The organism is Pseudomethylobacillus aquaticus, assembly GCF_003730115.1.
Lineage (GTDB): Bacteria > Pseudomonadota > Gammaproteobacteria > Burkholderiales > Methylophilaceae > Pseudomethylobacillus > Pseudomethylobacillus aquaticus.
This window is the reverse complement of the sequence record NZ_RJVP01000005.1, coordinates 171,194-185,834: the sequence shown is the minus strand read 5'-3', so window position 1 is coordinate 185,834 and position 14,641 is coordinate 171,194. Positions and strand designations below refer to the sequence as shown.

Below are 14,641 nucleotides of genomic sequence, written 5' to 3'. Positions count from 1 at the left end.
CTTAACTGGCGTCAGCTCTCGCCAGCCAGAGATTAAGAATACGCCTTGCTTGCAGCCCCACTTCCGAAGCCGTCAAGCCCAGCGGGCCTATCCCGGAAGCCACCAGACCATCTGCGGCCGCACCATGCAGATGCACTGCTGTCAGCACCGACTGCTGCGGCTGCAGGCCCTGTACCAGCAAAGCGGCGATGATGCCTGCCAAGACATCTCCCATACCGGCACTGGCCAAACCGGGATTGCCGCTACGGTTGATCCACCAGTGCCCAGCCGGTGTAGCGATCACGCTGCCACAGCCTTTGAGCACCGTAATGGCCGCATACTGCTGCGCCAGGCGGATGGCGCTACCGATCCGGTCCTGCTGCACCTCGGCTACGCTGCAAGCCAGCAACCGCGCGGCTTCTCCCGGATGTGGGGTGATGATGGTGGCTGCACTCCGCGCGCATGACTGCTCGGCACAGGTGGGGGTGCATGCCATCAGATTCAGCGCGTCCGCATCCAGCACCAGTGGTGCCGGCAGTCTCAAGGCCGCTTCCAGCAGGTACAAGGCAAGATCACCCTGCCCCAGGCCCGGCCCCAGCACCACACAATCTGCGGCATCTACCTCAGTTAACGGCAGCGGATCGCGCAACATGAGCTCTGGGTACAAATAATCCAATCCATATGCCTGTGCATCGAGCAAACCTGCATAGACACGTCCTGCGCCGCACAGCAGTGCCGCCCGCGCTGCCAGCAAAGCGGCTCCCATCATGCCGCCGGCCCCTCCGATCACCGCCACACGGCCATGATTGCCTTTATTGGAGTTAAGCCGCCGCTTCAAGGCGTGCAGCTCACCTGGTGCGTCCAGCAAGTGACCGTACCCGGCCACGCCCGCATCCCCGGCCACCAAATCGGCAACATCCGGCCCCGGCACATCCAGCCTAGCCAACTGCACCCGCCCGGCATGATCCGGGCCATCATGGGTATACAAGCCTGGCTTGTGAGCAAGGAAGGTCAAGGTGTAGCGCGCCTGGATCGCCACCCCCAGCACAGCGCCGGTGTCAGCGCACAAGCCGCTCGGCACATCAAGCGCCAGCACTGGCACACCCAGCGCGTTGACCTGCTGCACCAGCGCGGCAGCCCCGCCTTGCAGTGGCCGCGCCAGGCCTATGCCAAACAAACCGTCCAGTACCAGTGCGTAGCCTGGTGTGTCACCCAGCACAGGGAGCGCTGTATGCAGCTCGCCTCCACTCGCCTGCCAATCCCGGCAGGCCTGCGCTGCCTGATCGGGCAGACGCTGGGGGTCACCGAACATCACGACGTTCAGTACATAGTCATGATGCAACAAGCTGGCAGCCACCAGTGCATCGCCACCATTGTTGCCGGGCCCGGCCAGCACCAGCAGACGCGACCCCGGCAGGGCGATCTGGCGCACATAGGCCGCGATGGCAGCACCGGCACGCTGCATCAGTGGCAACGCAGCATGCGCCAGTTCGAGCGCATGGATCTGAGACCTCAAGAGGAGCGGCGTCATGGCTTCAATCCGCCGTCAGCGCCTCGGGCATGAAGCGCGCGCGCAGGCTTTCCAGATTCAGGCTAAGCAGGATGTCGGCCAGGCGCTGCTGCGCATCGCCACGCGGCTTGCCGGTACGGCGCGCGATGATCAGTTCGTTCTTCATGGAATGCTCCCAACCCACCAGCTCGGTCACGGTGAGCTGATAGCCATGCGCTTCCAGCTGCAGGCAGCGCAGCACATTGGTGATCTGGCTGCCGAATTCGCGGGTATGGATGGGGTGACGCCACAACTCGGACAACGGCGTCAGGCCGAACGACGCATTCTTGTGACGGCGTAACACTTCCGCCACCTCGGCCTGACAGCACGGCACCAGCACCATGAACTGCGCCTTGCGGGCCAGACCAAAGCGGATGGCATCATCCGTTGCGGTATTGCATGCGTGCAGCGCGGTGACCATGTCCACGCGTGCCGGGATCTGTGGCGCATGCATGGATTGCTCCACACTCAAGTGCTCGAACGCCATGCGCTCAAAGCCCAGCTCAGCGGCCAGTTCACGCGATTTCTGCACCAGCTCGGCACGCGTCTCGATGCCGATCACCTGCCCGGCGGGCTGCTGTTTCAGGAACAGGTCATACAGGATGAAACCAAGATAGGACTTGCCGGCGCCATGATCCACGAGGCTCAGGTCACTTTGTTTATCCATGACCTCCTGCATCAGGGGTTCGATGAACTGGTACAGGTGATACACCTGTTTGAGCTTGCGGCGCGTGTCCTGATTGAGTTTTCCGTCACGCGTGAGGATATGCAGCGCCTTCAGCAAGGCGATGGATTGTTGTGGCTTGATTTCGGGGATTAAGGTCATGGCATAAGTTTAACCGAGGGGCTGACGGCATTGAATGTTAAAATCCCGTTTCGTGGCAAGCACCTGCTAACCGCCCGCGTGATTGTCTGCTGAAAATGTCTGCTGAAGACCAGCGCGCCTGCCCAACAGCAAGCGCCGTTTCAAAATCGAAAAAGACGCGAAGGCGTGCCGCAGACAGTACATCTTGGTACGGCAAGGCACGCCGACATTTTTTTATTTTCAAACGGAGCAGTAATGGCGATTCAATGGTACCCGGGCCACATGACCTCCGCGCGCAAAAAAGCCGCGGAAACCATGGAATTCATCGATGTGGTCATCGAAGTGCTGGATGCGCGTCTGCCCGAAGCCAGCCACAATCCCATGATCGAGCAGCTGCGCCTGTTCCGGCAGCGCCCCAACCTCAAGATCCTCAACAAGGCCGACCTGGCCGACCCGGCCGCCACGCAGGCCTGGCTCAATCACTTCAACCGCCAGCCCGGCGTTAAAGCCGTGGCCTTGTCCTGCAAGAAGCCAGGCGACGCCAACAAGATCCCTAGCCTTTGTCGCGCACTGGCACCACACCGCGGCAGTTCGCTGAAGCCCTTGCGAATGATGATCATGGGCATCCCCAACGTGGGTAAATCCACGCTGATGAACGCACTGCTGAACCGCCGTATCGCTAAAGTGGGCGACGAGCCGGCGGTGACCAAATCGCAGCAGCGTTTCGAGCTGGACGACACCATGAGCATCACCGACACCCCGGGCATGATGTGGCCCAAGATCGAATACGACAGTGACGGCTTCATGCTGGCCGCCAGTCACGCTATCGGTCGCAATGCCGTCATTGACGAGGACGTGGCGATCTTTCTGGGCAATGTGTTGCTGGAACGCTATCCGGCATTGTTGAATGCGCGTTACAAGACCGATGTCAGCGGCATGGATGGCGTGGATCTGGTGGAGCACGTGGCCAAACGTCGCGGCTACCGCCTCAAGGGTGGCGAGGCGGACATGGAAAAAGCCGCGATGGCACTGCTGACCGACTACCGCAGTGGTGCACTGGGACGGGTCAGCCTGGAGACACCCGACAGCCGCGCGCTCATGCAGCAACGGGTAGCCGAGCAGCGCAAACATCAGCCGGACAGCGCGACTGAAGCATCAGACCAGGATGCAGAGACTGATTCTCCCAGCCTGAAATCTGCCGCACCGGATTAAGCTTACAAAATAATGAACTACTGGTTCTGTCACACAGATTCTGGTCTTGCAGAATCCAGGCTTACAGAATCCGGCGCCTAACCCAAGCGTAAGTAGTCTGGCGCCGTCAGTCAGCCCCGAAAAGGTCACGCGTGTAGACCTTGTCCGTCACATCAGCCAGATCCGGCGTGTGGCGATTGGCCACGATGATATCCGCCTCACGCTTGAACGCCTCCAGATCATTCACCACGCGCGAGCGGAAGAACTCGGCCTCTTTGAGCACCGGCTCGTACACGATCACTTCGATACCTTTGGCCTTGATGCGCTTCATGATGCCCTGGATGCTGCTGGTGCGGAAATTATCCGAACCCGCCTTCATGATCAAACGGTGTATCCCCACCACGCGCGGCTGCCTGCGTATCACCTCGTCCGCGATGAAATCCTTGCGCGTGGTATTGGCATCCACGATGGCGCGTATCAGGTTCTGCGGCACTTGCCGGTAGTTGGCGAGCAGCTGCTTGGTATCCTTGGGCAGGCAATAGCCGCCATAGCCAAACGACGGGTTGTTGTAATGCTGGCCGACACGCGGGTCCAGACAAACGCCGTCGATGATCTGACGACTGTTCAATCCATGCGCGGCCGCATAAGTATCCAGCTCGTTGAAGTAGGCCACCCGCATGGCCAGGTAGGTGTTGGCAAACAGCTTGATCGCTTCCGCCTCATCACTGTCGGTAAGCAGCACCGGGATATCCTGCTTGATGGCCCCTTGCTGCATCAGTGCAGCGAACTGACGGGCACGTTCGGAGCGCTCGCCCACCACGATACGCGACGGGTACAAGTTGTCGGTGAGCGCCTTGCCTTCGCGCAGGAACTCGGGCGAGAAGATGATGTTATCGCTATTGAACTGCAGCCGGATACTGGCTGTGTAGCCCACCGGAATCGTGGATTTGATCACGATCAGACAAGCCGGATTGATGGCCAGCACATCCTTGATGACCGCTTCCACCGAGCCGGTGTTGAAGAAATTGCTTTGTATATCGTAGTCGGTGGGCGTGGCCACGATGACCAGTTCTGCGTCACGGTAAGCCAGCGTTTTATCCAGCGTGGCGCCCAGATTGAGATCCGTCTGCAGATAGTGGCTGATCTCGGGATCCGAAATGGGCGACTCCCTGCGATTGACCATGTCGACCCGGGCAGGCTCCACATCCAGCATGGTCACCGCGTGATGCTGTGCCAGCAAGATCGCATTCGATAAGCCTACGTAGCCGATACCAACCACACTGATGTTCATGTTGCACTTTGCTGATGTGTCATTGTGGTGACAAATCATAGTGATACAACATGAATAAGCAGTGATACTAATACGTCATTAACAAGTCACTTTTATATCGATTTAATGACGATGCCTAGCCGGGCATGCAGGTGCGCGGCCAAACAGCAATTGCAAGATTCAGCAGCCGCGGCGCAGGCCCGCCGTATGCACCGGGCTGTCCCAGTGCTGTTTGATCTCGTCATCCAGCAGGCATAGCGTGATGGAAGCACCGGCCATATCCAGCGCGGTGGTGTAATTGCCCACCAGCGAACGGCTCACGATCAGACCCTGTGCCTTCAACAGCTTTTCCGCACTGTGGTACAAGAGATACAGCTCCATCAGCGGCGTGGCGGCAAAGCCGTTCACCATCAACAACACTTCGGCACCCGCCGCTGGCTTGAGGTCATGCAGGATGGCTGCTACCAGATCGGCCACGATGGCATCGGCCGGACGCATGGCTTCACGCCGGCGACCTGGCTCGCCGTGGATGCCCACGCCCATCTCCAGTTCGTTGTCGCCGATATCGAAGGTGGCACGCCCGGCCGCTGGCACGGTACAGCTGGTCAGCGCCACGCCCATGGAGCCGGTGCGCTGGTTGACCTTGTCGCCCAGCGCCTTGCATGCCGCGAGGTCGGCACCGGTTTCCGCCAGGCTGCCCACCACCTTCTCGACGATGACGGTGCCCGCCACACCACGGCGGCCGCTGGTCCAGGTGGAGTTCTCCACGGCCACGTCGTCACTGGTCAGCACCGTGGCATTGGGCACGGACAGCATCTCGGCTGCCATCTCGAAGTTCATCACGTCACCGGCGTAGTTCTTGACGATGAACAGCACGCCTTTGCCTGCATCCACGGCTTCGGCCGCGGCCAGCATCTGGTCCGGGCTGGGCGAGGTGAACACATGGCCGGGACAGGCCGCGTCCAGCATGCCATAACCGACAAAACCGGCGTGTAGCGGTTCGTGACCGGAGCCACCACCGGAGATCAGCGCCACCTTGTTGCTGGCTTTGTTGGCGCGCACCACAAAGTGCGGGTCCAGATGCAGTTGCACGATGTCCTGATGCGCCATGGCAAAGCCGGACAGGCTTTCGACCAGGACATCATTGACCTTGTTGATGAATTTTTTCATGCTGTCTCCCCTGCTAGGTTTGCTGTGCGGTTTGAATCTGGTGTATGGAAACGAGACGAAACGCTGACTATGTCTGCAGAGCCAGGTCACACACGGCGCTGACCATCACCTGGCTGCTCTTGGCACCGGCGTCGATATGGCCGATGGCACGGTCGCCCAGAAAAGCGGCACGGCCTTTGGTGGCGACAAGGTCACGCGTACTCAGCATGCCCTGCTCGGCCACCTGTTTCAGTTCCTTAAAAATCAGCCTGGGTTCAGCACCAGCCGCCGTCAGCTCGGTGAAGCAGCGCGACACCGGGATCAATACGTCCAGCATGGTCTTTTCGCCCAGATCGGCTTTGCCACGTGCGCGGATCGCCTCCACACCAGCAGCAAAGGCGGCCGCCACATCGGCCAGGCTGCTGTTGTGTTCCTTGATAGCCTTGCCCATACCCATGAAAAAGCTGGCAACCAGCGGGCCAGATGCGCCGCCTATGGTGGACAGCAGCTTCATGGCCAGCTTTTGCAATGCCGCATCGGGCGATAGTGCCGCCAGTTCGCCACGCATGGCGACGGCCACCTGACTGCCGCGCGAAATATTGATGTAATGATCGCCATCACCAATGGCGCGGTCCAGTGATTCGATCTCGGCTTCATGGGCGGCCAGCGCCTGGTCGACTGCCATGATGGCGTTCAGGATGTCGTCGGTATTCATACCTGTCTCTTGCTCCTTGTTACTTTTATAGCTACACATCGAATTTCGCCGCCTGACCACAGTAGCGGCCCTGACTATCGATCAGATTCCAGACCGTCGCATTACGGATGGTGAAGCAGCTGCCATCGCTGGCGATACGCACACCACAATAGTCGTCGATATACCCGTTTGTTTGCACACGTTCCAGCAGCATGGCACGTTCTTCCCTCAGCATCGCTTCGGCAGACAAGCGAGAGGGTAATGCGGTGATCTGCTGCCAGTCCATGCCAAACAGTTGCTGGGCGCGCAGATTGGCATAGTTGAAGATGGGGTCGTCCTGCGTGTCATGCGATACTACGGCGAATGGCGCCTGCATCAGGGTTGACACCAGTTGGCCGGGCTCGGCCAGCAACAGGTCCTGACCGGTCCAGTGCCGGTAACTCTGGCACAGCAGCAGGCTGTGCTGCTGCAGGAAAACGTCATCGTTGACACGGGTGTACTTGTCGTTGGCCATGGCCGATTATATGCCGATAGCGACAATGGCAGTGACTACTGACCTGCTCAGCCTATACACTGTTTGCTGTTCATTTAGTTAACCGCACATGCTGTCGAAACTCAACGCCCCGCAACGGGAAGCTGCAAAATACCTGGATGGCCCACTGTTGGTACTGGCAGGCGCAGGCAGTGGCAAGACCCGCGTCATCACTCACAAGATCGTGTATCTGATCGAGCAATGCGGCTACAGCCCGCGTGAGATCGCCGCCATCACCTTCACCAACAAGGCGGCACGCGAGATGCAGGAACGTGTGGCGCAACTGATGGAAGGCAAATCCACCAAAGGCCTGACCATCGCCACTTTCCACTCGCTGGGCTTGCAGATGTTGCGCGCAGAAGCCGCACTACTGGGCTACAAACCACAATTCTCCATCCTGGACAGTGCTGACAGCTTCAAGATCCTGTCCGATGTGCTGGCCACCACGGACAAGCAGTTGCTGCGCAAGACGCAGTGGCAGATCTCCAGCTGGAAGAACGCGTTCATGTCGCCGGATCAGGCCAAAGCCAGCGCGGACGACGAACTGAAAGTCGCTGCCGCCAAGGTGTACCAGCTGTATCAGCAAACCCTGAAAGCCTACCAGGCGGTGGATTTTGATGACCTGATCAAGCTGCCCGTGGAGCTGTTCGAGCAGCACCCGCAAGCGCTGGAAAAATGGCAGCGCAAACTTAAATACCTGCTCATCGATGAATATCAGGACACCAATAGTTGTCAGTATCGGCTGGTCAAGCTGCTGACCGGCATCGAAGGCCGCTTCACGGCGGTGGGCGACGATGACCAGGCCATCTACGGCTGGCGCGGCGCGGATGTGGAGAACCTGCGCCAGCTCACCGAGGACTTCAGCCGCCTCAAGGTCATCAAGCTGGAGCAGAACTACCGCTCCACGGTGCGCATCCTGCGCGCGGCCAACCAGGTCATCGCCAACAACCCCAAACTGTTCGACAAAAAACTGTGGAGCGACCTGGGCACCGGCGAGCAGTTGCAGGTGAGTGCCGCGCGTGACGAGGATCACGAAGCGGAATCCGTGGTCATGAAGTTGATGGCGCACAAATTCGAGCACCGCACGCGCCATGCCGATTACGCCATCCTGTACCGTGGCAATCATCAGGCGCGCATCATCGAGCAACAGCTGCGCAACAACAAGATCCCGTACACCATCTCCGGCGGCCAGTCCTTCTTTGATAAGGCCGAGATCAAGGACATCGTCAGTTATCTGCGCCTGATCGCCAACGAAGACGACGACCCGGCGTTCATCCGCGCCGCCACCACACCCAAGAAAGGCATAGGCAACACCACACTGGAGCGCCTGGGCACCTATGCCAGCGCACATCATCTGTCCTTGTTTGCCGCCGCGTTCGAGGGCGAGTTCCAGCGCGAGCTGGGCAACAAGCAGCTGGATGACCTGCTCACCTTCTGTCAGTACATCCAGCGCCTGCAGGAGCGCGCCGTGCGCGACCCGGCCGGTGAAGTGCTGGACGACCTGCTGAATGGCATCCAGTACGAAGCCTTTCTGTATGACAGCGAGGAATCGCGCAGCGCCGAGACCAAATGGAACAACCTGCAGGAATTCATAGGCTGGCTCAAAAAGAAAAGCGAGCCGGAGAGCGAAGGCGGTGACGATGGCCGCAATCTGCTGGAACTGACGCAGATGGTGTCGCTGATGAGCATGCTGGAAGGCCGCGAGAACGGTGAGCCGGATGCCGTCAAACTGTCCACGCTGCATGCCGCCAAGGGCCTGGAATATGGCCACGTGTTCCTGATCGGCTGCGAGGAAGGCATCCTGCCGCACCGCGAGAGCATCGACACCGACCGTGTCGAGGAAGAGCGTCGCCTGATGTATGTGGGTATCACGCGTGCGCAGAAATCACTGCACATCTCCTGGTGCCGCAAGCGCAAACGCGCCGGTGAGACCGAGGCCTGCGAACCCAGCCGTTTCATCGCCGAACTGCCAGCCGATGACGTGCGGCACTTTGGCAGCCCCAGTGCCGACCCGGTGGCCAGCAAGGAACATGGCCGCGAACGCATGGCGCAGATCCGCGCCATGCTGGGGAAATGAACCCCTCAGCCCATGAAACTACTGACTGATTTAGGCATGCCTGCAAAGCACTTCGCTGCGACACTGCTCCAGCGCGCCTTGCATATCCACACAAGCACTGGAACTGGGTACTGATGGGTAGCTGGATGTTGGCCTTGGCGGCTGGTGCCTTCTGCATAGGCATGACCGAGTTTCTGCCCATGGGCCTGCTGCCGGATATCGCGCATAGCCTTCATGCCTCCATCCCCGCCACCGGCAACCTGGTGACGGTGTATGCACTGGGCGTGGTGATAGGCGGCCCGCTGGTGGTAGCCCTCACCATCCGCTTGCCACGCAAGGCCACCCTGCTGGGCTTGATGGGGGTGTTCGTGCTGGGAAACGCGTTGTGCGCACTGGCGCCTGATTATGGCATGCTGGCGGCGGCACGCGTGTTCACCGCACTCAGTCATGGCTCATTCTTTGGCATCGGGGCGGTGGTGGCGCTGCATCTCGCGCCCCCCGGTCAAAGCTCGCGCGCGCTGGCCCTGATGTTCACCGGCCTGACGCTGGCCAATGTGCTGGGCGTGCCACTGGGCACCCTGCTGGGCCAGCTGACTGACTGGCGCATGCCGTTCTGGACCGTTTCTGCATGCGGCGTGCTGGCACTGCTGGCGGTATGGCGCTTCATCCCGGACCTGAGCCACATGCCCAAGCCTGACCTGCGTGCCGAACTTCGCGCGGTCACCCGCCCTGCGGTGTTGCTGGCCATGGCCATCACGGTGATCGGCTTTGGCGGCGTGTTCACCGTGTTCACTTACATCACCCCTATCCTGCAAGACCAGTCCGGTCTGACGCCACATGCAGTGAGTGCCATGCTGGTGGCACTGGGCATCGCTGCGACCATAGGCCTCAACATCGGCGGCAAACTGGCGGACTGGAAACTGATGCCCACCATCGCCTTGTCGCTGATCGGCATGGCAGTGATGAGCGCGCTGTTCTCCTGGACCATGTCGGCCACCTGGCCAGCCCTGGTCACCGTTTTCATCTGGGCGGTAGCCAGCTTTGCCGTGGGGCCAGGCTTGCAGACCAATGCCATGCAGCGCGCCGGGGATTCGCCGCTGATGGCCTCTACCGTCAATCAGAGTGCGTTCAACCTGGGCAATGCTGGCGGCGCTTTTCTGGGGGGTGCGGTGATCCACTTTGAACTCGGGCTGCCTGCCGTGGCGCTGGCTGGCACCGCAGTGGCGCTATGCGGTCTGGCATTGACGCTGCATAGCATGCGGGGTGGCTAGGCAGCCGGACGTCGCTGGCTAAAGTCCGTGGTGATAGGCTGACTCAAACTCGCGCATTGGATCAAGCAGCCAGATACTAGTCCAGCGCCATCTGTTGCTGTACCTGTGCGATCTGATGTTGCAATTGGTCGGCCAGCTCAGACAGCAAGCCGCCCGCCTGTCTGGCTGTCAGCAACGCGCCCTCGACCTCCGCCATTTGCTCGGACAGCCACCCCAAGCCGAAGGTACCACCTGCCCCAGCCAGACTGTGGGCTTCACGTATCGCATCTAGCAGCTGCACCTGATCGTGCACCGCCTGCTGCAGCAACCGCTGCAGGGTCTGCAGGCGTGTCGGCAATTGCGCACGAAAGTGCAATGACAGCTCCTGCAGTTTCACCGCCAAAAGTGCCGATAGATCGTCCGCAGGCGCAGCTCGCTGGCGCAGCCCTGACCAGATCAGCCCGATCTGATCGGGGAGGGTAGCCGGGTCGAAGGGCTTGGCTATCACGCCAGCGGCGCCCAGTTGCTGATAACGCTGGTGGTCCTGCTGCTGTGTCTTGGTGGTCATGAAGATGACCGGCGTGCTGGCAAACATCGCCTGCTCGCGCAGCTGCAACAAAGTGCCAGGCCCGTCCAGGCCTGGTAGCATCACATCGAACAGGAATAGCTGCGGCTCGAAGGCAGCCGCCTGCTGCAGGGCCTGTTGCCCATGTTCGCAGGCCAGCACAGAGAAACCACCCAGCTGGGTCAGCGCCAGGCTGGCAATGGTACGGATATCGGCATCGTCTTCCAGCAGCAGGATGCGCTGCAATTTGCTTATGTCGCTGGTGGCTGTGCTCATGTGGCTGTGCTCATGTGGCTGTGCTCATGTGGCAGGGGTAGGCCAGTAAGCTAGCTGAGTGGGCTGACAAGCAGGCTAGGACTGGTGTGCAGTCCAGATGCGCTCAACGGTGGCCGACAGTGCCATCGGGTCGAACGGCTTGGTGATCACATCCAGTGCGCCCAGCGATTTGTAATAAGCGATCTCGCTTTGTTGTGCCTTGGCCGTCATGAAGATCACCGGCAGATCGGCACAGGCAGGCAGTTTGCGCAGCTCGCTCAGTGTGGTCGGGCCATCCTGACCCGGCATCATCACATCCATGAGCACGAGCTGCGGCATGGACAAGGGCAGCTTTTGCAGCGCTTCTTCCCCGGAAGCATACAGACTCACCTCGTAGCCGCCCACCATCTGCAGGGCCATTTGCGCCACGGTACGGATATCCGCTTCATCTTCCACATAGGCGATATGTTTCAATGCTTGCATCATCGTTTTCCTTTCATTCCATTGTGCTGGATAGCGCCTGATGGCGATCGACCCAGCACCTGCATTTTCAAGCTGGTCGGCCTATTGACGACCGGTCCTGGCCAGGCCCAGGATGGTGTCCAGCAGTTGCTGGTCGCTGGTGCGTGACTTGACCAGGCTGGCACTGACCGCGTCCGGATCGTCCACCTCGTTGGCAGAGAACACCACCACTGGCGTGGTGATTCCATGGCTGGCGAGATAAGGCAACAGATCCAGGCCGGAGCCATCCGGCAAGCCCTGATCCAGAATGATCACGTCAAAGCTGCCACTGGCACAGCACTGGTAAGCCTCTGCCAGCGTGGCGGCGGCTTTCAGCTCGCATTTACCTGCCAGCATGGCGCCGACCACGGTACGGATATCGGCATCGTCTTCCACATGCAACACGCGCAGGGGGCCGCTGGCATCCTGACGCGCCACCCCTATGCTACGCAGCAGTCTGGCCTGATCGATGGGCTTCTCCAGCCAGTCGACCACCATGCCCTGCTCCGCCTCCTGGCTGGTTCTGAACAAACTGGCACGCGCCTCTGCCGCCTTGGCAGATACCACCACCACGCGCAATGCACGCGTCTTTTCGTACTGCTGCAATTCGTGCAGCAGACTGAGGCCGTCCTTACCCGGCAGGGCGATGTCCAGCGTCAGCGCGCTGTAATTGCCCTCCAGCAACATGCGCAATGCCGTATCCGCATCATGGGCCACATCCACATTGAAATCGGCCTGACGCAAAATCATCTGCAGCAGGCTGGCGATATCCGGGTCATCCTCACACACCAGTAGTCGCGCCGTGTCACTCAAGACCGGCTGCTGCACAGGCAGCTCCAGTTGTCTTAGCAAAGGCAGGCTGAAATGCATGGTGGTGCCTTTGCCCTCCACGCTGTCAAAACCCATGCTGCCGCCCATCTGCTCCACGATGGCTTTGCAGATACTCAAGCCCAGGCCAGTGCCGCCCTTGGCGCGCGTGTCGGAGCTATCCGCCTGCGAGAATTTCTGGAAGATCTTGTCGCGGAAATTGGCCGGGATGCCAGCGCCCCGGTCCATGACCTTGACCACCACATCCTGACCTTGCACGCTGGCTTCGATCTCCACTTGCTGGCCAGGCGGCGAGAACTTGGCGGCATTGGAAAGCAGGTTGGCCATCAGCTGCATGAACCGGTCTGCATCCACGCGGAGTTCACAGGCAGGCACGGGCGGACGGATACTAAGTGTCACACCGAACTGCTCGGCATAATGACGGTTGGCCTGTACCGCCTGCTCCAACAACCTGGACAGGGTTTGTACGCTGAGGTCGAAGCGCATGTGGCCGGATTCGATCTTCTCGATGTCCAGGATGTCGTTGATGAGGCGCACCAGACGTTCGCTGTTGCTGGTGGCGATCTCCACCAGGCTGCGCATGGACGCCGGGATATCTGCCGTCATGGTGCCGCTGACCAGGCCCAGTGCCCCACGGATCGCCGTGAGCGGCGTGCGCAGTTCATGGCTGACGGTGGAAACGAACTCGTTCTTCATCTTTTCCACACGCTTGCGTTCGGTCACATCGCGCATCAAAGCGATCAGATACAAGGTGTCGTTGACGCGCATCTGGCTGATGGACAGCTCCAGCGGGAAGCGCACGCCATTGCGGCGCAAGCCCTCCATCTCGTAATCCACCGTGCCCAGTGCGCAGGCTTCGGCGTCCGCCTCGAATGCCAGGAAATCCTGCATGGCCAGCACTTCCTGATCGGGCGGGAACAGCATCAACAGATTGTGCTCCCGTATGTCTTGCTCGCGGTGCCCGAAGATACGTTCCGCTGCACGGTTGAAACTGCCGATGCGGCCTTCGGTGTTGAGGATGACGATGGCGTCCGACACATTGTCGACGATGGCGGAAGCACGCGCTTCAGCGGCGGCCAGATCCGCCTGTATCTGCGTCTGTGCGGTCAGGGTGTCCTGCAGCTGCTGATTGGCCTGCTGCAACTCACGTGCCGAACGCAGCTGCGTGCGCAAAAACACCAGGATCAGCATCGCCAGGCTGAGCATGCCCAGCAATAGCAGCAGATTGGTGACATGCTGGGTGCGGCGGTTATTGTTCTGGCGCACGGTCAGCAAGGCCTGCTCGCTTTCACTGACATAGCCGATCAGCTGGCCGATGTCACGGTGATGCCGCTCTGCGATCCCGGCCAGCTGAAACGCCAGCTCCGGTTTGTTGGCACCGGCGCGTGCCTGTTCACAGGCACGCTGCGCTGGGAACACATACTCCAGCTGCCAGTCACGCATGCGCTTCTCGATGTTGAGCACATTGCTATGCTGTACTGGATTATCCGCCGTAAGTTGCTTGAGCAGAGCCAGTTGGGTGTCCAGGCGCTTCTCCCAGCCCGGCTTTTCGGTCAGGCGCCCGTCGCCAGTGGCCACGCACAGGCTCAGGCCACGGTCCGAGAGCATCAGGCTTTCCAGCTCCGCGACATGGGTCAGGACTTCGTAGGTATGTTCGCTCCAGCTTTGCGATTCGAGTAATCGCATGTAGCTCCAGATGGCAAAGCCGATCAGTAATACCAGCCCCGTGACGATCACCAGTAGCGAGGTGGTGGACTTGCTGAGTTGCTGTTTCAATGGCACGGCAGCATCCTTTTATTCGTTTCAGGTATGATGTTATCAGGCTATTTTATGCATGATGAATCATTTTCCGGTAACGCCAAACTGCAGAATAACCTCGTAGTTCATCGAATTGAGCGGCTCGAATTCAGGTTAATGTGTCGATGCCGAATGCCGGCAATCAATTTTCAAGCATAGTGTTAATCGGCATCAGCTTCAAAGTATGGTTAATTTTTAGAGTGCTGTTATTCAAGCCAGG

General features: G+C 59.8%; 12 protein-coding genes. 3 read left to right on the top strand and 9 right to left on the bottom strand.

Annotated features, from left to right (window positions below; translation table 11 throughout):
• Window position 1: 1 nt before the first annotated feature.
• Window positions 2-1,510 carry an NAD(P)H-hydrate dehydratase gene (locus ED236_RS10190; protein ID WP_123237856.1) on the bottom strand — a complete coding sequence of 503 codons (1,509 nt, stop codon included), beginning with the start codon at window positions 1,508-1,510 and terminating at the stop codon, window positions 2-4.
• A gap of 4 nt (window positions 1,511-1,514) precedes the next feature.
• Complete coding sequence (locus ED236_RS10185; protein WP_123237855.1) at window positions 1,515-2,354, bottom strand: class I SAM-dependent methyltransferase; 840 nt, start codon at window positions 2,352-2,354, stop codon at window positions 1,515-1,517.
• 234 nt (window positions 2,355-2,588) lie between these two features.
• Between ED236_RS10185 and ylqF the strand changes: the two genes are divergently transcribed.
• Window positions 2,589-3,545: a ribosome biogenesis GTPase YlqF gene (gene ylqF / locus ED236_RS10180; protein WP_123237854.1), complete on the top strand. Its 957-nt coding sequence runs from the start codon at window positions 2,589-2,591 to the stop codon at window positions 3,543-3,545.
• Between the two features lie 106 nt (window positions 3,546-3,651).
• Here ylqF and ED236_RS10175 read toward each other — a convergent pair whose 3' ends face one another.
• The 4 genes from ED236_RS10175 to ED236_RS10160 form a co-directional block, all read right to left on the bottom strand.
• Window positions 3,652-4,815: a nucleotide sugar dehydrogenase gene (locus ED236_RS10175; protein ID WP_123237853.1), complete on the bottom strand. Its 1,164-nt coding sequence runs from the start codon at window positions 4,813-4,815 to the stop codon at window positions 3,652-3,654.
• 159 nt (window positions 4,816-4,974) lie between these two features.
• On the bottom strand, window positions 4,975-5,964 hold the full coding sequence (gene dhaK / locus ED236_RS10170; RefSeq protein ID WP_123237852.1) for a dihydroxyacetone kinase subunit DhaK: 990 nt from the start codon (window positions 5,962-5,964) through the stop codon (window positions 4,975-4,977).
• A 67-nt stretch (window positions 5,965-6,031) separates the two neighbouring features.
• A complete protein-coding gene (dhaL, locus tag ED236_RS10165) occupies window positions 6,032-6,658 on the bottom strand; it encodes a dihydroxyacetone kinase subunit DhaL (protein ID WP_123237851.1) in 627 nt (208 codons plus the stop codon).
• A gap of 31 nt (window positions 6,659-6,689) precedes the next feature.
• Complete coding sequence (locus ED236_RS10160) at window positions 6,690-7,151, bottom strand: MEKHLA domain-containing protein (RefSeq protein ID WP_123237850.1); 462 nt, start codon at window positions 7,149-7,151, stop codon at window positions 6,690-6,692.
• An 88-nt stretch (window positions 7,152-7,239) separates the two neighbouring features.
• Here ED236_RS10160 and ED236_RS10155 point away from each other — a divergent pair, with 88 nt between their 5' ends.
• Both ED236_RS10155 and ED236_RS10150 read left to right on the top strand, forming a co-directional pair.
• Entirely contained in the window at window positions 7,240-9,246 is a 2,007-nt protein-coding gene (locus ED236_RS10155) for a UvrD-helicase domain-containing protein (RefSeq protein ID WP_123237849.1), read from the top strand.
• A gap of 113 nt (window positions 9,247-9,359) precedes the next feature.
• Window positions 9,360-10,496: an MFS transporter gene (locus ED236_RS10150; RefSeq protein ID WP_123237848.1), complete on the top strand. Its 1,137-nt coding sequence runs from the start codon at window positions 9,360-9,362 to the stop codon at window positions 10,494-10,496.
• Window positions 10,497-10,572: 76 nt separating this feature from the next.
• On the opposite strand, the gene ED236_RS12505 is transcribed toward ED236_RS10150, so the two are convergent.
• From ED236_RS12505 to ED236_RS10135, 3 genes are all read right to left on the bottom strand, one after another.
• On the bottom strand, window positions 10,573-11,316 hold the full coding sequence (locus tag ED236_RS12505) for a response regulator (protein WP_162299609.1): 744 nt from the start codon (window positions 11,314-11,316) through the stop codon (window positions 10,573-10,575).
• A gap of 75 nt (window positions 11,317-11,391) precedes the next feature.
• Window positions 11,392-11,778, bottom strand: a complete 387-nt coding sequence (locus tag ED236_RS10140) for a response regulator (RefSeq protein ID WP_123237905.1) — start codon at window positions 11,776-11,778, stop codon at window positions 11,392-11,394.
• Between the two features lie 81 nt (window positions 11,779-11,859).
• A complete protein-coding gene (locus ED236_RS10135) occupies window positions 11,860-14,406 on the bottom strand; it encodes a response regulator (protein WP_148042285.1) in 2,547 nt (848 codons plus the stop codon).
• Window positions 14,407-14,641 lie beyond the last annotated feature (235 nt).

Coding starts and splice junctions, on each gene's coding strand:
- ED236_RS10190 (WP_123237856.1), bottom strand. CDS start 1,510: ATGACGCCGCTCCTCTTGAGGTCTCAGATCCATGCGCTCGAACTGGCG.
- ED236_RS10185 (WP_123237855.1), bottom strand. CDS start 2,354: ATGACCTTAATCCCCGAAATCAAGCCACAACAATCCATCGCCTTGCTG.
- ylqF (WP_123237854.1), top strand. CDS start 2,589: ATGGCGATTCAATGGTACCCGGGCCACATGACCTCCGCGCGCAAAAAA.
- ED236_RS10175 (WP_123237853.1), bottom strand. CDS start 4,815: ATGAACATCAGTGTGGTTGGTATCGGCTACGTAGGCTTATCGAATGCG.
- dhaK (WP_123237852.1), bottom strand. CDS start 5,964: ATGAAAAAATTCATCAACAAGGTCAATGATGTCCTGGTCGAAAGCCTG.
- dhaL (WP_123237851.1), bottom strand. CDS start 6,658: ATGAATACCGACGACATCCTGAACGCCATCATGGCAGTCGACCAGGCG.
- ED236_RS10160 (WP_123237850.1), bottom strand. CDS start 7,151: ATGGCCAACGACAAGTACACCCGTGTCAACGATGACGTTTTCCTGCAG.
- ED236_RS10155 (WP_123237849.1), top strand. CDS start 7,240: ATGCTGTCGAAACTCAACGCCCCGCAACGGGAAGCTGCAAAATACCTG.
- ED236_RS10150 (WP_123237848.1), top strand. CDS start 9,360: ATGGGTAGCTGGATGTTGGCCTTGGCGGCTGGTGCCTTCTGCATAGGC.
- ED236_RS12505 (WP_162299609.1), bottom strand. CDS start 11,316: ATGAGCACAGCCACCAGCGACATAAGCAAATTGCAGCGCATCCTGCTG.
- ED236_RS10140 (WP_123237905.1), bottom strand. CDS start 11,778: ATGCAAGCATTGAAACATATCGCCTATGTGGAAGATGAAGCGGATATC.